The 16,567-nt window shown below is 67.4% G+C and carries 13 protein-coding genes; 5 read left to right on the top strand and 8 right to left on the bottom strand.

All coding sequences use genetic code 11. The features are described 5' to 3' along the window. Positions 1 to 139: 139 nt before the first annotated feature. The 5 genes from AC5P98_RS08830 to AC5P98_RS08810 are packed head-to-tail and all read right to left on the bottom strand — an operon-like array spanning position 140 to position 5,790. A complete protein-coding gene (locus AC5P98_RS08830) occupies positions 140 to 1,207 on the bottom strand; it encodes an acyltransferase family protein (RefSeq protein WP_049407470.1) in 1,068 nt (355 codons plus the stop codon). Next, complete coding sequence (gene nagA, locus AC5P98_RS08825) at positions 1,207 to 2,355, bottom strand: N-acetylglucosamine-6-phosphate deacetylase (protein WP_049407468.1); 1,149 nt, start codon at positions 2,353 to 2,355, stop codon at positions 1,207 to 1,209. The genes AC5P98_RS08830 and nagA overlap by 1 nt, the downstream gene beginning before the upstream one ends. Next, complete coding sequence (locus tag AC5P98_RS08820) at positions 2,355 to 3,383, bottom strand: SIS domain-containing protein (RefSeq protein WP_014648419.1); 1,029 nt, start codon at positions 3,381 to 3,383, stop codon at positions 2,355 to 2,357. Before AC5P98_RS08820 ends, nagA begins: the two co-directional genes overlap by 1 nt. Positions 3,384 to 3,390: 7 nt before the next feature. Continuing rightward, positions 3,391 to 4,458, bottom strand: coding sequence for a LacI family DNA-binding transcriptional regulator (locus AC5P98_RS08815; protein ID WP_005411045.1), 1,068 nt, complete (start codon positions 4,456 to 4,458; stop codon positions 3,391 to 3,393). A gap of 39 nt (positions 4,459 to 4,497) precedes the next feature. After that, positions 4,498 to 5,790 carry a sugar MFS transporter gene (locus tag AC5P98_RS08810; RefSeq protein WP_032957346.1) on the bottom strand — a complete coding sequence of 431 codons (1,293 nt, stop codon included), beginning with the start codon at positions 5,788 to 5,790 and terminating at the stop codon, positions 4,498 to 4,500. A gap of 376 nt (positions 5,791 to 6,166) precedes the next feature. Between AC5P98_RS08810 and AC5P98_RS08805 the strand changes: the two genes are divergently transcribed. The 3 genes from AC5P98_RS08805 to AC5P98_RS08795 all read left to right on the top strand — a co-directional run bounded on the left by AC5P98_RS08805 (position 6,167) and on the right by AC5P98_RS08795 (position 12,459). Beyond that, a complete protein-coding gene (locus AC5P98_RS08805; protein ID WP_049407465.1) occupies positions 6,167 to 7,183 on the top strand; it encodes a glucokinase family protein in 1,017 nt (338 codons plus the stop codon). Between the two features lie 143 nt (positions 7,184 to 7,326). Beyond that, positions 7,327 to 9,990, top strand: coding sequence for a TonB-dependent receptor (locus tag AC5P98_RS08800; protein WP_046432541.1), 2,664 nt, complete (start codon positions 7,327 to 7,329; stop codon positions 9,988 to 9,990). 111 nt (positions 9,991 to 10,101) lie between these two features. Then, a complete protein-coding gene (locus AC5P98_RS08795; protein ID WP_049407462.1) occupies positions 10,102 to 12,459 on the top strand; it encodes a beta-N-acetylhexosaminidase in 2,358 nt (785 codons plus the stop codon). A gap of 144 nt (positions 12,460 to 12,603) precedes the next feature. Here the strand turns inward: AC5P98_RS08795 and AC5P98_RS08790 are convergent, their stop codons facing one another. Together AC5P98_RS08790 and AC5P98_RS08785 are read right to left on the bottom strand one after the other, a co-directional pair. Then, on the bottom strand, positions 12,604 to 12,996 hold the full coding sequence (locus AC5P98_RS08790; protein WP_032960224.1) for a VanZ family protein: 393 nt from the start codon (positions 12,994 to 12,996) through the stop codon (positions 12,604 to 12,606). After that, on the bottom strand, positions 12,993 to 14,177 hold the full coding sequence (locus AC5P98_RS08785) for a class I SAM-dependent methyltransferase (RefSeq protein WP_014648426.1): 1,185 nt from the start codon (positions 14,175 to 14,177) through the stop codon (positions 12,993 to 12,995). Before AC5P98_RS08785 ends, AC5P98_RS08790 begins: the two co-directional genes overlap by 4 nt. A 59-nt stretch (positions 14,178 to 14,236) precedes the next feature. Here AC5P98_RS08785 and AC5P98_RS08780 point away from each other — a divergent pair, with 59 nt between their 5' ends. Further along, positions 14,237 to 14,974: a pteridine reductase gene (locus tag AC5P98_RS08780; RefSeq protein ID WP_049403852.1), complete on the top strand. Its 738-nt coding sequence runs from the start codon at positions 14,237 to 14,239 to the stop codon at positions 14,972 to 14,974. Between the two features lie 65 nt (positions 14,975 to 15,039). On the opposite strand, the gene folK is transcribed toward AC5P98_RS08780, so the two are convergent. Continuing rightward, positions 15,040 to 15,525, bottom strand: coding sequence for a 2-amino-4-hydroxy-6-hydroxymethyldihydropteridine diphosphokinase (gene folK / locus AC5P98_RS08775; protein WP_014648428.1), 486 nt, complete (start codon positions 15,523 to 15,525; stop codon positions 15,040 to 15,042). An 89-nt stretch (positions 15,526 to 15,614) separates the two neighbouring features. On the opposite strand from folK, the gene AC5P98_RS08770 reads away from it, so the two are divergent. Continuing rightward, complete coding sequence (locus AC5P98_RS08770) at positions 15,615 to 16,358, top strand: proteasome-type protease (protein WP_032960219.1); 744 nt, start codon at positions 15,615 to 15,617, stop codon at positions 16,356 to 16,358. Positions 16,359 to 16,567 lie beyond the last annotated feature (209 nt).

Below are 16,567 nucleotides of genomic sequence, written 5' to 3'. Positions count from 1 at the left end.
CGAACCTGATCGGGCATCACCCCACCTCTACGTGCCTGAAATCGTTCACCTTTGCGGAGTCATGCCCATGCCTGGATGAGGCGGCCTCCCGGGTTGGGTCAGAGCCCTTTCCTGCGGAAAGGGATCCGACCCGGAGCCGTCAGATCTTCAGATAGATCTTCCGCCGGTCCAGCCACCACCCCACGCCCCACCACAGCGCGACGAACGCCAGCGCCTGCAGCATCGACGCCAGCTCGAGCGCGTGCGGCATCGCGGCGGCCAGTTGCTGCCAGATCCAGCCCCACGCGCCGGTCGCCATCAGCGCCACCGACATCACCGATGCGCCAAGATAGGCGGTAATTGCGTTGACCCCGAAACGGCGGCCCAGCGGCGGCCATCGCTTCTGGTCGATCAACACATGGCCCAGCCACAGCGCCAGCGCGGCCAGGCCGCCGGTCCACAGCACATAGCTGGGCGTCCACAGCTGCTTGTTCAACGGCAGCACCGTGGCCAGCAGCAGCCCCAGCACGGCGGTTGCCACACCCAGGCCAGCCAATGCCGCCGCACGACCGTTGCGCAGCAGGCCACCGGCAATCAGGCCGAGCACGGTACTGGCCAGCGCACCCAGCGTGCTCAGCAATCCTTCCGGGTCATGGCCCAGTCCGGTATCGGCGTGCCACTGGTAGATCCACGGTGCGAACAGCGTGGTGTCCAGGCGGCTGGCCGGGTTGGTCCATGGCGCCAGATCACCGATGCCCAGCAGCAGCACGGTGTAGCCCACCAGCAGCGTGACCAGCACGCCAGCCTGCACGCGCGGCCGCGCATACACCGCCAGAACACCCACCAACGCTGCGCATACCGCAATCCGCTGCAGCACGCCCCAGATGCGGAAGTGATGGGTATGCAGCGCCCACCAGACCAACAGGTGCAGCAACGCGCCGGCGAGCAGGATGCGCAGTGCACGCTCCAGCACCCCGCGCGCCAATGCTGGCCGTGCAGCGGCATCCAGCGCGCGCGGTGCCACGCTGAAGGCCATCGACACACCCACCAGGAACAGGAAGAACGGGAACACCAGGTCGGTGGGCGTGCAGCCATGCCATTCCGAGTGACGCAGCGGCGCGAACACCGCACTCCAGTCGCCCGGATTGTTGACCAGCAGCATCGCCGCCACGGTGATGCCGCGCAGGGCATCGATCGAGCCCAGACGGCGTGGCGGCGTAATGTTCATCAGGCGGCCTCGTACTGTCCGGCAATCCAGGTACCACGGACCTGCAGGGCGTCGTCCAGCAGCACCAGGTCGGCCTGGTAGCCCTCGGCGATGTGGCCAAGGCGGTCGTCGACGTTGAGGAACTGCGCCGGATAGGTCGACGCCATGCGCGCCGCTTCGGCCAGCGGTTGGCCGAGCAGCTGCACGGTATTGCGCACGGCGGTGGCCATGTCCAGCGCCGAGCCGGCCAACGAACCGGCGGCATTGCGCACCACGCCATCGATGGCGGTGATGGTTTCGCCATACAGCACGTAGCTGGGATCGTCGGCTCCAACCGGCGGCATCGCATCGGTCACCAGCAGCAGGCGGCCTCGCGGCTTGGCCGCCAGTGCCACGCGCAGGCTGGCCGGGTGCACGTGAACGCCATCGACGATGATGCCGATCCAGCTGTCGCGGTCTTCCAGCGCGGCGCCCACCGCGCCGGGCTCGCGGCCCTGCAGCGGCGACATCGCGTTGTACAGGTGGGTAAAACCGCGCACACCAGCATCCAGGCCGGCGCGGATCTCTTCGTAGGTGCCTGCAGTGTGCCCAGCAGCGACGATCACGCCACGCTCGACCAGCGCACGGATGGTCTCCAGCGGCACGCGCTCCGGCGCCAGCGTCAGCAGGGTCACGCCGTTATCCAGCGATGCGGCCAGCGCAATCTCCGCTTCGTCCGGCACGCGGAACTTGCTGGCATCGTGCGTGCCCTTGCGCGCCGGCGCGATGTACGGCCCCTCCAGATGGATGCCGATCACGCCCGGCACGCCCTGCGTGATGGCCTCGCGCATTGCACCGATGGCTTCGCGCATCACCGCCACGTCATCGCTGATCAGCGTCGGCAGCATCGCGGTGGTACCGAAGCGGCGGTGCGCCTGCGCGATGGTGCGCAGTGCCGCCACGTCCGGCGTGTTGTTGAACAGCGCGCCGCCGCCGCCATTGACCTGCACATCGATGAAGCCGGGCAGCAGCCAGCCGCCCCCCAGGTCCACCTGCTCGGCCGCGTGGCCCAGCTGCGGCGCGGCATCGGGCAGCAGCACGCTGATGCGACCGTCCTCGATCACCACCGCCAGGTCGTCGCGGAACTCATCGCCGGCCAGGATGCGGGCATTGCGCAGCACCGTCGCCATCACACCGTCTCCGTAACCTTGTTCAGATGCGGCGGCAGGTCCGGGTTGAAGCCACGGCGCAGCGCCAGCGCATTGATGGCGCGATAGAAGCTCTGCACGGTCAATAGCGGTGCGCACAGCGGATGCGGCGCGGCGGCCACCGGCAGGTTGCCGCCGGCACCGGCCATCCACACCTGCGCACCACGTGCGGTGAATTCATCGACCACCGCACGGGTACCGGCGCCGGTCTCGTCCGGCTGGGCGAAGGCCAGCACCGGGAAGCCACGGCCGACCAGCGCCATCGGGCCGTGCTTGACCTCGGCCGAGCTGTAGGCTTCGGCGTGCAGGCTGCAGGTTTCCTTGAACTTCAGCGCCGCTTCCTGCGCCGCACCCAGGCCCAGGCCGCGGCCGAGCACGAACAGGTTGGTGGCCTCGACCAGGCCCTCGGTCACCGCGCTCCAGTCGCACTGCCAGGCTTCACGCATCGCGTCCGGCAGCAGGTCCAGCGCCGCACGCAGGCTGCTGTCCTGCTTCCAGTACGCGGCCAGCTGCAGCAATGCGGCCAGCGAGGCCAGGTAGCTCTTGGTCGCTGCAACGCTCTTCTCGGGGCCGGCATGCAGCGGGATGACCGTGTCGGCCAACTGCGCCAGCGGTGAATCCTCGACGTTGACCAGCGCGATCACGCGCGCGCCGGCGGCCTTGGCCGCCTCGGCGTTGCGCAGCAGGTCCGGGCTCTTGCCCGACTGCGAGATGACGATGAACAGTGCGCCGCGCAGCTGCAATGGTGCGGCGTAGACCGAGCCCACTGATGGCGAGGCCGACGCGACCACCAGCCCCAGCTGGGTTTCCAGCAGGTACTTGCCATAGGTGGCGGCGTGGTCTGAGCTGCCGCGTGCACAGGTGACCACGAACGGCGGCGGCGCGGCACGCAGGCTGGCGGCCAGGGTTTCCAGGGTGGCGTGGTTTCGCGAGAACTGGCGGGCAACCACGTCGGCCGCTTCAGCGGCCTCGGCGAACATCAGGGTAGCGGTGGGGTCTGACAGCGACATGGCAGGCTCAGGCAGGATCGGAAGGAAGGGGGCGTGCGCCGGCCGGGCGCATCGGCGCGGTCGAACCGCGCACCACCAGCTGCGGCACGAAGCCCTGGTTGTGCAGCGGTGCCGGCGCATCGTCGTAGGCGTCGCTGCGCAGCTGCGCGATCAGCAGGCGCGCGGCATGGCGGGCGATGTCTTCGGTGGCCTGCTTGGCGGTGGTCAGCGGCGGCCACGACTGGCGCGAGAACGGGCTGTCCTCGAAACCGGCAATGGACAGGTCGTAGGGCACGTTCATGCCGGCCGACTTGGCGGCGGCCAGCACGCCGGCAGCGATTTCGTCGTTGGAACCGAAGATGGCGGTAGGCGGTTCGCGCAGCGCCAGCAGGCGGCGCGCGCCACGGAAACCGTCGTCGAAGGTGTAGTCGCCCTGCACCACCAGGTGCTTGTCCACGGTCATGCCGTAGTCCTTCAACGCGGCCTCATAACCGGCATAGCGTTCGCCCGAGGAGCGGTGCGAGCTGCCGCCCCAGAGGAAGCCGATGCGCTGGTGCCCCAGCTGGATCAGGTGTTCGGTGATCTCGTAGGCGGCCTCGCGGTCGTCGACGAACACGCAGGCACCGTCGGCCGGATCTTCGGTGGCCGCAATGATGCGCACCAGCTTGATGCCACGCGCGGTCAGCGCCTGGATCAGGTCGCGGCGCTCGGACATCGGTGCGGTCAGCACCAGCCCGGCCAGGCGCGAACGCTGCACCCAGTCAGCCAGTTCATCGGCCAGCAGCGGCGAACTGGAATCGCAGGGATGGATCTGCAGGCCGAACCCGGTCTCGCGGCAGGCGGCGAGCACGCCGTTCTGCACGCCGATGATGTGGTACGGGTTCGGGTTGTCGTAGACCAGCCCGATCACGAAGGTGGTGCCGCTGCGCAGGTTGCGCGCGGACGGATCGGGTTCGTAGTCGAGCTCGGCGATGGCACGCAGCACCCGCGCGCGGGTGGCCTGCATCACCGAGGGCTCGTTGTTGATCACCCGCGAGACCGTCTTCAGCGAGACCTTGGCCTTCTCCGCAACGTCCTTGATGGTCGCTCTGCGCATGGGTTTTCCCTGGGGTTGGCTGCCGTCCATCATCGCCGATCAGACCTTGTCCTGCGGAAGGCCGGCGCGGTGGCCGACCACCGAATAGAACAGGATGTACAGGTAGCACGGCACCATCAGCAGCACGAACACCAGCTGGAAGTCGATGTGCTGCTTGAGCACGGCGAACAGCTGCGGAATGATCGCGCCGCCGGCGATGCCCATCACCAGCAGGGCCGAGCCGGTCTCGGTGAAGCGGCCCAGGCCGCGGATCGCCAGCGGGAAGATGGCCGGCCACATCATGGCGTTGGCAAAGCCCAGCAGCGCCACGAAGCCCACCGAGACGTAGCCGTGCGTAGCCCAGGCGCCCAGGCAGAACACCACGCCCATCACTGCCGAAATGGTCAGGTAGCGCGACTGCGAGACCAGGCCGGGGATCGCCAGCAGGCCGACCACGTAGCCGGCCAACATCGCACCCAGCGTCAGCGAGGTGAACATCTTGGTCTGGTCCAGCGGCAAGCCGAAACCGTGGCCGTAGGTGCCGATCGCATCACCAGCCATGACCTCCACGCCTACGTACACGAACAGGCACAGCACGCCCAGCCACAGATGCGGGAACTGGAAGATGCTGCGGCGCTCGGCGGTTCCTGGTGCACCTGACGGCGTTGCATTGGCTTCGGAGGACTTGATCTCCGGCAGAGGCGAGAACAGCACGGCCACCGCCAGCACCACCAGCAGCGCGGCCATCGCCAGGTACGGCGCATGGATCTTGGCGGCGAATTCGTTGAGCAGCGCGACCTTGGTGACCGCGTCGGCGGCCTGCACCTGCTTGTCCAGGTCGCCGATGCCATGCAGCACCAGGGTGCCGATCAGCACCGGCGCCAGCATGCCGGCGATCTTGTTGCAGATGCCCATCAGCGCGATGCGGCGTGCCGCAGTTTCAATCGGCCCAAGGATCGAGATGTACGGGTTGATGGCCGTCTGCAGCAGGGCCAGGCCGCTGCCGATCACGAACAGGCCGCCGAGCGCACCCGGGTACCAGCGCTGGGTGGCGAATTCGCCGAACAGGGCGGCACCACCGGCCATCACCAGCAGGCTCAGGCTCAGGCCCTTCTTCATGCCGGTGCGGCGCAGGATCCACGACGCCGGCAGGGCCAGGAAGAAGTAGGACAGGTAGAACACCATCAGAACCAGGAAGGCGCCGACCTCGCTGAGTTCGAAGGCCAGCTTGACGAAGGTGATCAACGGGCCGTTGAGCCAGGTGAAGAAGCCGATCAGGAAGAACAGCACGCCGACGATGGCGATGGAGGTGGCCACGTTCGGGCGCGCGCTTGCAGCGGGGACGGCGGACATCAGGAGGGCTCCTGCGGCGACGGCCGCAGAACGCGGCGTCGGAGAGTGGCTGGGAACAACGTTGTCACATTCTTTCGATGGACAACGGCGGTTTGTCAACTTCCGTCCGACGCCCCCTGCGCCTCATGTTGCACTGCGCAAGGCGGTCGCCGTGCATCTCGCTGAATGCGCTGCGCGGCTTGAGCCCCATGGCACAACGGTTCCCACGTGAATCCCGCATTCACGCCATGTAAACGTTTACCAAGCAGCGCATTCGTTGCGGCGCAGCAACGAAAGTGTCACGAACTCGTTGACATCGTTGTCAGCGCGGTTACAGACTCCGGCCCAATCGCCGCTCCCGTTCCCGGGGCCGGCCCCACCTGCAGCAGGAGCCCGCGTGACCGCCAGCCACCCCGCCCCGGCCCATGTCCTGTCCCGCGTCGCGCCCTCGTTCCTGGCCGCCGACGTCGGTGGCACCCATGTGCGCGTGGCCCGGGTCCAGGCCAGCGGCGATGCCGCCCATCCGGTGCAGGTGCTGGAATACCGCAAGTACCGCAACGCCGACCATGCCGGCCTCAGCGCGATCCTGTCCGACTTCCTCGGCGAAGGCCCGCGCCCCACGCACTGCGTGGTTGCCAGCGCCGGCTACGCCCGCGAGGACGGCACGGTGATCACCGCCAACCTGCCGTGGCCACTGTCGGCGCGCCAGGTGGAGGCCGATGTCGGCCTGCAGCGGGTCTACATCGTCAACGACTTCGAAGCGGTGGCCTATGCCGCTGCGCAGGTGGACGCCAGTGGCGTGCTGCACCTGTGCGGGCCGGACACCGGCACGCGTGGCCCGACCCTGGTGGTCGGCCCCGGCACCGGCCTCGGCGCCGCGCTGTGGATCCCCACTGCGCATGGTCCGGTGGTCCTGCCGACCGAAGCCGGCCAGCCGACCCTGGCGGCAAGCACCGAACTGGAAATGGCCATCGTCCGCCACATGCAGCGCGACCGCGCCCACGTGTCGATCGAACACGCGATCTCCGGCCCCGGCCTGATGAACCTGTACCGCGCGGTCTGCGCGCTGCAGGGGCAGGCGCCGACGCTGGCCAGCCCCGATGCGGTCACCGCCGCTGCCATGGCCGACACCGATGCGCATGCGCGCCAGGCGCTGGATGTGTTCTGCGGCCTGCTCGGCAGCACGATCGGCGACATGGCGCTGTTCTACGGCGCCCACGGTGGTGTCTACCTGGCCGGCGGCATCCTTCCGCAGATCCGCGAATACCTGCACGCCAGCACCTTTGTCGAACGCTACCTGCAGAAGGGGCCGATGGGCGAAGCGCTGGCACGCATCCCGGTAAAGGTCGTCGAGCACGGCCAGCTGGGCGTGGTCGGCGCTGCCAGCTGGTACCTGCAGCAGTCGGCCGCCTGACACCGCAACAGGCTTCAACGCAATCGCAGCACGCAGTACGTGGCACGCCAACGCACGGGACTTCGCCGCCGCCCCGCGCATGTCATCGCAACCGTTATCGAACACCGCCGCCGGCATCCAATCGAGTGATGAGGAGAGACATCATGAATACCCGCAAGACCCTGCTTTCGGCCGCCATCGTCAGCTGCATCGCCTTCAGTGCGCACGCGCAGCAGGCTGCCCCGACCGCCACCGACCTGGACACCGTGACCGTTACCGGCATCCGTGGTTCGATGGAAAAATCGCTGGACACCAAGCGCGAAGCCAATGCGCGCGTGGAAGTGGTCACCGCCGAGGACGTGGGCAAGCTGCCGGCGCACAACGTCGCCGACACCCTGCAGCGCCTGCCGGGCGTCAACATCAGCTCGTCCAGCGCCGATGAAGGCGGTTTCGACGAAGCCGACCGTGTCAGCCTGCGCGGCACCAGCCCGAGCCTGACCCAGACCCTGATCAACGGCCACACCGTCGGTTCGGCCGACTGGTTCGTGCTCAGCCAGGGCAACAACGTCGGCCGCAGCGTCAGCTACTCGCTGCTGCCGTCCGAACTGGTCAGCTCGGTGGAAGTGAACAAGTCCTCGCAGGCCAAGCTGCAGGACGGCGGCACCACCGGTACCGTCAACATCATCACCCGCAAGCCACTGGAATTCTCCAAGCCGTTCACCGCGGAAGGCTCGATCGGCCTGGTGCGCTCGGACCAGGCCAAGTCGAACGACCCGCAATATTCGGCGCTGTTCAACTACAAGAACGACGAAGGCACCTTCGGCGTGATGGTGCAGGGCTTCAGCCAGAAGCGCGAACTGCGCCGTGAAGCGCAGGAAATCCCGGGTGGCTTCTTCAAGATCGGCGCAAACGATCCGGTCGCCAGGACCAATCCGGACCTGATCGGCGTCAACGTTCCGGGCCTGCTGGGTTCGACCCTGTTCGAACAGACCCGCGAGCGCAAGGGCGGCCTGGTCTCGCTGCAGTTCAAGCCGAGCGACAGCCTCACCCTCGGCCTCAATGGTTTCAGCTCCGAGCTGAAGGCGAACAACTACAACCGCAACTTCATGATGTTCGGCAACAGCTTCGCCAAGTCGCAGGCGCCGGATCCGGGCTATGTGGTCAAGGACGGCGTGCTGACCAACGCCAACTACAAGGGCGTGCCCGGCACCGACTATGCGGTGTACGACATGATCTACCGCGAGTCGAAGGCCAAGTCGAGCTATGTCACCTTCGATGCCGACTGGCAGATCAGCGACAGCCTGACCGCCAAATTCCAGGCCGGCAGCACCAAGGGTACCGGCGAGACGCCGCGCCAGTACATCGCCGAGGTCACCCTGGCCAACGGCGGCGGCGCCAGCTGGGCTACCCACGGCAATGGCTCGCCGATCGACTGGAACGTCGGCGGCGACATCTCGCCCAACGGCGTGACCAGCTTCGGCACCTGGGGCAACCAGCAGGTCACCGCTGAAGACAAGGAGAAGTGGGCCACGCTCGACTTCAACCAGTACTTCAACGATGGCGGCGTGCTGAGCTCGATCGACTTCGGCCTGCGTTTCGCCGACCACAAGCGCGAAGCGCTGTCGCCGGAAGGTGCAACCCCGGGTGACATCTGGAGCGCGCTGAAGAACGGTGCGACGGCCAACTATCCCAGCGGCTTTGCCGGTGACATCGGCGGCACCTTCCCGCGCAACCTCTGGTACTTCACCCCGGGCGCGCTGAAGGACGCGGTGACCAACAACTCCACCTGGCTGGCCGGCAATGATGGCCCGACCGGTCGCCACAACTATGGCGCCGAGTGGAAGGTGAAGGAAAAGAACTTCGCCGGCTACGTGCAGGCCAACTTCCGCGGCGACTGGTGGAGCGGCAACGTCGGCCTGCGCTACGTCAACATCAAGCAGGACATCGACACCTACAACGCCGTCAGCAAGGCCGCCGATGCCGATGTCAGCAGCCTGTTCGGCATGTGGGAGCGCCTGGCCTTCCAGAACAAGCGCAACCGCGTATTGCCCAGCGCCAACATCAAGTTCGACCTGGACGACTCGCTGGTGCTGCGCGTCGCCGCCTCGCAGACCCAGACCCTGCCGGACTACTCGGCACTGGGTGCCTCCTCGTACGGTTCGGACCTGAACCGCACCGGCGGCGGTGGCAATCCGAACCTCAAGCCGACCCTGTCGACCAACCTGGACGCCAACCTGGAGTGGTACTTCATGCCGCGCGGCCTGCTGTCGGTGGGCGCGTACCACATGAACCTGAAGGACTACATCGCCTTCGACGTGGTCTCGCGCCAGCTGTACAGCGAACTGACCAACCAGCTTGAGACCTACCAGATCTCCACCCCGATCAATGCCGACGGCAAGGTCACCGGCGTGGAAGTGGCCTACGAACAGCCGATCGGCGAGTACTTCGGCGTCAATGCCAATTACACCTACGCCAACGGCACCACCTCGCACACCTGGTCGGACGGCTCGCACAACCTGCTGGGCACCTCGAAGAACACCTACAACGTGGGTGCCTACTTCGAGAACGAGCGCTTTGGCGCCCGCGTCAGCTATACCCGCCGTTCCTCGTTCCTGATCAGCCTGTCGGGCACCAATCCGTACTACCAGGATGACTTCGGCACGCTGTCGGCGTCGCTGAGCTACAAGGCCACCGACTGGCTGAGCATCACCCTGGATGGCCTGAACCTCAACAACCCGACCTACAAGTACTACCAGACTGCGGCCATCCCGACCTCGTTCTACAGCAACGGTCGCCAGTACTACCTCAACTTCCGCTTCAAGTACTGATCCAGCGGCGGCAACATCGCCGAGTCGTGCACGCACGCCGGGCCTGGGTCATTCCGGGCCCGGCGTTTTTCATGTATAGCGTTCATCGCACCGTTCCAAGGAGTCGTACCGATGGTCAAGCCTTCCCGCGCCCGGATGCGCAGCGCAGTGCTGCTGGGCAGCCTGCTCGCCCTGTTGCCGGCACTGCCGGCACTTGCCGCCGCCCCCATGCCGGCCGCTGAGGCACCCGGCCCGCAGCTGCGTGCCGGCAGCCTGATGCTGATTCCCGCCCCCAGCAATGTGCAGCCTGGCCAGGGCAGCGGCATCACCGTGCGCGCCGATACCGTGCTGCAGGCCGAAGGCGAGGCCGCACAGCGCGTCGCCAGCCAGTTCGCCGACCTGCTGGCGCGCAGTGGCGGCCCGCGCCTGGGGCTGGCCAAGGGCAAGGCGGCGGCCAGGACCGGTGGCATCCGCTTCCAGATCGTGCCCACCTTCCGCGACAGCGGCGAGGGCTACACGCTGGAAAGCACCGCACAGGGCGTAGTGGTACAGGCCGGTAACGAAACCGGCCTGTTCTATGGCGCAACCACCCTCGCCCAGCTCGCCACCGGCGGCAGCAACGGCGTGCTGCCAGCGGTGCAGATCCAGGACGCGCCACGCTTCAGCTGGCGCGGTTTCATGCTCGACTCGGCGCGGCATTTCCAGAGCCTGGACGAGATCAAGCGCGTGCTCGACGCAATGGCCGCGCACAAGCTCAACACCTTCCATTGGCACCTGACCGATGACCAGGGTTGGCGCATGGAGATCAAGCGCTATCCGAAGCTGACCGGAGTGGGCAGCTGCCGCCTGCCGGCCGGCGACGGTGGCATCGATCCGGTCACTGGCAAGGAGCATCCGTATTGCGGCTTCTACACGCAGGACCAGATCCGCGAAGTGATTGCCTATGCCGCGAAGCTGCATATCCAGGTGATTCCGGAAATCGATGTGCCGGGGCACGCGACCGCAGCGATTGCCGCATACCCGGAAGTGGGTTCGATCAATACCCCGCTGAAGCCGATCAGCGAATGGGGCGTGTTCCCGAACCTGTTCAACGTGGAAGACAGTACTGTCACCTTCCTCGAGAACGTACTGGAGGAAGTGATCGAACTGTTCCCGGCCAAGTACGTGCACGTCGGCGGCGACGAGGCGGTCAAGGACCAGTGGGAAGCCTCCAGGCAGGTCCAGCAGCGCATGCGTGCGCTGGGCATCAAGGATGAAATGGCCATGCAGAGCCACATCATCAAGCGCCTGGAGACCTTTCTGGAGGAGCACGACCGGCGCCTGATCGGCTGGGATGAAATCCTTGAAGGCGGGCTGCCGCCGCAGGCCACGGTGATGTCCTGGCAGGGCACCGAAGGTGGCCTGGCCGCGGCCAGTGCTGGCCATGACGTGGTCATGTCGCCCGTGGGCTACCTCTATCTGGATTACCTGCAGACGGCCTCGCCGAACGAACCGCCGGGCCGCCCGGCCCAGGTCAACCTCGGCAAGCTGTACAACTTCGAGCCCGTGCCGGCCGAGCTGGCCGCTGACAAGCGCGGGCACATCCTCGGCCTGCAGGCCAACATGTTCACCGAACACACGCGCACCTATGCGCGCCTGCAGCACAACCTGTTCCCGCGCCTGGCCGCGGTGGCCGAGACCGGCTGGAGCACGCCGGAGCATCGCGACTTCCGCGATTTCCTCGCGCGCCTGCCCGCGCAGCTGCAACGCTACCGCGCCTGGGGCCTGGCCTACGCGCAGACCCCGTTCGAAGTGGGCGTGGACTACACCGACAACCGCGCCGCCAACACGGTGACCGTGTCGCTGGCCAACCCGCTGGGCTATGAGGTGCGCTACAGCACCGATGGCCAGCCGGTGACGGCGCAGTCGCCGCTGTACCAGCAGCCGCTGACCAGTACGCTGCCGACCACGGTGCAGGCCGCCGCGTTCTACCAGGGCCAGATGCTGGCGGCGAAGCCGACGGTCGCGGACTTCAGTGCGCAATCGCTGCTCAGCCGCCGCAGTGACGAACTGCTCAGCTGCGTGGGCAAGAAGGGGCTGGTGCTGCGCCTGGAGGACGATGGCCCGCGCGAAGGAAACCGCGCGGTGTTCAACGTGGACATCTTCCAGCCATGCTGGCGCTGGCCACAGGCACCGCTGGACGGCATCGGCAGCGTGGAAGTCCGCGCGGGGCGTATTCCGTACTACTTCCAGCTGGCCCACGACGAGCCCAAGCGTCGCTTCGAGAAGGCCAAGCGTGCGCATGGCGAGATGCTGGTGCGTCGCGGCGACTGCAGCGGCAAGGTGCTGGCCGAAGTGCCGCTGCCGGCCACGCCGGATGCCGATGGCTTCGTGACGCTGCGTGCGACGCTGCCGAAGGGCTCCCAGGGCACCGGTGACCTGTGCATCAACTTCACCGGCGACACGCGCCCGGCGATGTGGGTGCTGGATGAGGTCACGCTGGGGAAGTAACGGCAGGCCTATCCTGGTGGGTGCCGACCTTGGTCGGCACCTCGGGCACTTCATCCACGCATGGCGTGGATCTACTGTAGAGCCGAGCCCATGCTCGGCTGCCTTTGGGAGGAAGCCGAGCATGGGCTCGGCTCTACAGGAACTTTACCCGCGCCAGCGCAGCAGCAGATCGCGCAGCGGGGTCAGTGCCGTAGCCAGGCCGGCCAGCACGCCGATCGTGTTGGCCAGCGCGTCCATCGGATCGGCCATGCGGTCATCGGTCAATGCGCCCTGCGCGAACTCGATGCCGATCCCCATCAGCACCAGGCCCACGCCCACCCACAGCAGCGGACGTCCGCGCCGGAACAGCTGTACCGCGCTGCCAGCCAGGATGAAATAGGCGAGGAAGTGCTCACCCTTGTCGCCGTTTTCCGGCAACGGAATCGGTGGCGGTGGGATCAGGCAGACCACGATCACCAGCAGCACCGCGCTGAACCACAGCGCGGTCCACAGCCGCGGCCGCCGCAGCGGCTTGATCAGCGGCAGCGCATCGCTCACAGGCGCCAGCTCAGGTCACCCAGCTCGAAGGCGGGCTCGAAGTCGACGCCGCGCTGAAGGCCGATCGCCTGGAAGCGCTCCCCCATCTCGGTCGGCAGGGTCAGCTTCTTCACCTGGTCGCGCAGCTGGATACGACCGACTTCATCGGTGCGCTCCTCGGCCAGCGACAGCACCTGGTCCAGGCCGTTGCCGAGCAGGAAGCTGGCCTGGCTGCAGTAGCCCGCCAGCTCGAAACCGCCGTGCATGCCGGCCTCGGCCATCGCGGTGAAATCCACCGACGCGGTGATGTCCTGCAGGCCCGGCCAGCGGTGCACGTCGTTGTGCACGTGGTGGCGGTAGAACGCGCGTACGGTGCCCTCATCGCGGTCGTGCTGGTAGAACTCGCCACGGTTGTAACCGTAGTCGATGAACAGCATCGCGCCGCGCTGCAGGCCGCCCGCCACCGCCTGCAACCAGTACGGCAGCTGCGGCAGCACCTCGGAACGGTAGCCCTCGGCGAAGGGGCGCTCCAGGTAGCGCTCGATGTGGCGCACCGCACCGTTGAGCAGGATGTCGGCCGGCTGCGCACCACGGATGAAGTTGCCTTCGGCGTCCAGTTCCACGGTTTCCTCGTAGACCTCGCCATCCCGGATCAGGAAGCGCGGCGTCGGCAGCGCGTCGATCACTTCGTTGGCAAACACCACGCCCTCCCAGTCCTCTTCGAACGGGCGATCGACCCAGTCCACGCGTGCGGCCAGCTCGGCCGGCAGGTTCTGCTGCAGGCGCTGTTGCTGGCGCTCGCGCAGGTCGGCGCTGGGTTCGAGGATGGCGTAGCGCGACGGCAGCGCGTCCAGCTCGGCCAGGCGCAGCAGCACCGCTTCGGCGAAGGCGCCGGTACCACCGCCCAGTTCCAGCATCCGCGCCTGCGTACCCAGCTGGGCGAACACCGGCGCCAGCGCGTTGGCCACGCTGCCGGCGAACAGGCTGCCGAGCTCGGGCGCGGTGGTGAAGTCGCCACTGCCGCCGAATTTGCTGGCGCCGGCGCTGTAATAGCCCCAGCCGGGGGTGTACAGGCACAGCTCCATGAAGCGGGAGAACGGCATTGCCCCGCCCTGCGCAAGGATTTCGGCGCGCAGGGCAGCGGCCAGCTGGTCGCTGTGGGCCAGGGCATCGGCTTCGGGCAGGGGGAAGGTGGGCTGCATGGCGTCTTCGAATGCGGTGACAATGGTGCACAGGATAGCCGAGCCTTGGAGGACCCTCGATGAGCGATACCCACCCCGTGGTCCTGATCACCGGCAGCGCGCGCCGGATCGGTGCGGCCATCGCCCGCCAGTTCCACGCCTGTGGCTGGTCGGTGGTGCTGCACGCCAACACCTCCAGCGCCGAGCTGCAGCAGGCTGCGTTCGATTTCGACAACGTGCGCCCGGGCAGCGTGCTGGCCCTGCAGGCCGACCTGCGTGACGCCGACGCCCTGGCCGATCTGGTCGAACAGGCCGTCACCCACTTCGGCCGCCTGGACGCGCTGGTCAACAACGCCTCCAACTTCTTCCCCACCCCGCTCGGCCAGGTCACCGCCGAGGCGATGGACGCGCTGTATGCGGTCAATGCACGCGCGCCGCTGCTGCTGTCACAGGCGGCAGCGCCCTACCTGCGCCGCCAGCAGGGCTGCATCATCAACCTCACCGACCTGCACGGCACCGACCCGATGCGTGACCACATCGCCTACACCATGGCCAAGGCCGCGCTGGAGATGGCAACGCGCGCGCTGGCGCTGGAGCTGGCGCCAAAGGTGCGGGTCAATGCAGTAGCGCCGGGTGCGATCCTGTGGCCGGAACAGGGCAAGGATGATTTCGCCCGCGAGGCGCTGCTGGCACGCACGCCTTTGGCGCGGATCGGCACCGTCGAGGAGATCGCCGAGGCGGTGTACTGGCTGGTGGCCGAGGCCAGCTTCGTCACCGGCCACACCCTGCGCGTGGATGGCGGGCGTACGGTCAGCTGAAAGGTTGCCGGGGTCCACAACGGGGTCAGATCCCTTTCCCCGGCGGGAAAAGGGATCTGACCCCGTCACTCCAGATCCACCACCTCGAACGCCTCGCCAAACTGCGGGTGCGCGCGCCACAGCGTGGCCAGGTCCTGCCCGCTGACCGGGTCGATGAAGCCCGGCGCGATGTCGGCCAGCGGCTTCAGCACGAACGCGTGCTTCAGCTCCGGCCGCGGGATGCGCAGGTGCCCCGGGCCTTCCAGCACCAGGTCGCCATAGAACACCACGTCGATGTCCAGGGTCCGGTCGGAGAAGCGCGGCCCGCTGCGGTCGCGACCGTGCGCGTCTTCCAGCGCGTGCAGCCAGTCGTCCAGCTCCTGCAGCGGCAGATCGGTCTCGATCGCCACCGCATTGTTGAGGAAGGCCGGGCCATCGAAGCCGACCGCGGCGGTACGGTAGGCCGGCGATACCTGCAGCGCGCCGAAGCGCTCGCGCAGGGCCGCCACCGCGGCGTGGAGGTAGCGGCGGGGCTGGACATTGCTGCCCAGGCTCAGGAGCACGGTCGTCATGCGGTTCAGGTGGCAGCAATGGGGGCGTGGACATGCCGTCGTCACGGCGGCCTGCCTACAATCCGGGATGCACATGATAGGGCACCGACATGACCTATTGCGTTGGAATCGAGGTGGACGAGGGCCTGGTCTTCGCTGCCGACACCCGGACCAATGCCTCGCTGGACGATGTGCGCGTGCACCGCAAGCTGCACGTGTTCGAGTATCCCGGCCAGGCAGCCTACGTGCTGATGGCGGCTGGCAACCTGGCCACCACCCAGCTGCTGGTGTCGCGCCTGGGGCGCGATGCCGACGAACGGCGCGCGCCCAACCTGCGCGACATGACCCACCTGTTCGAAGCCGCCGAGTACGTCGGCCAGCTGCTGGTGGACAGCCAGGTGCACAGCAACCACAGCGAACATGGCCACGATGGGGTCAATACCCAGGCCACGCTGATCTTCGGCGGGCAGATCGCCGGCGAGCGCCCCGGGCTGTACATGATCTATCCGCTCGGCAACGCCATCGCCGCCTCGCCGGAGACGCCCTACCTGCAGATCGGTGAATCCAAGTACGGCAAGCCGATCCTCGACCGCATCCTCAGCCCGGCCACGCGCCTGGAGGATGCCGCACGCACGGCGATCGTCTCGTTGGACTCCACCATCCGTTCCAACCTGTCGGTGGGCCTGCCGATCGACCTGGCGCTGCTGCGCGACGGCGAACTGCGCATCGGCCAGCAGCTGCGGCTGGGTGCGGATTCCACGCTGTATGCGGACATTCACCAGAACTGGTCGCGGCGGCTGGAACAGGCAGTGGACGCCCTGCCACGCTTCCCCTGGGAACCTGCCGAACGGTAGTGCCGGCCGCTGGCCGGCAACCGCGTTGATCCCACCACACAGGGATGCCGGCCAGCGGCCGGCACTACCGTGGCATCAGCCCAGCGCTTCGGCTACCGCGCGGAACACCAGCTGCATCTGCAGCGGCTGGAACAGGCAGTGGACGCCCTGCCACGCTTCCCCTGGGAACCTGCCGAACGGTAGTGCCGGCCGCTGGCCGACAACCGCGT

The organism is Stenotrophomonas sp. YJH_SMC_135, from assembly GCF_059372355.1.
This window is presented reverse-complemented; position numbering and strand designations above follow the sequence as displayed.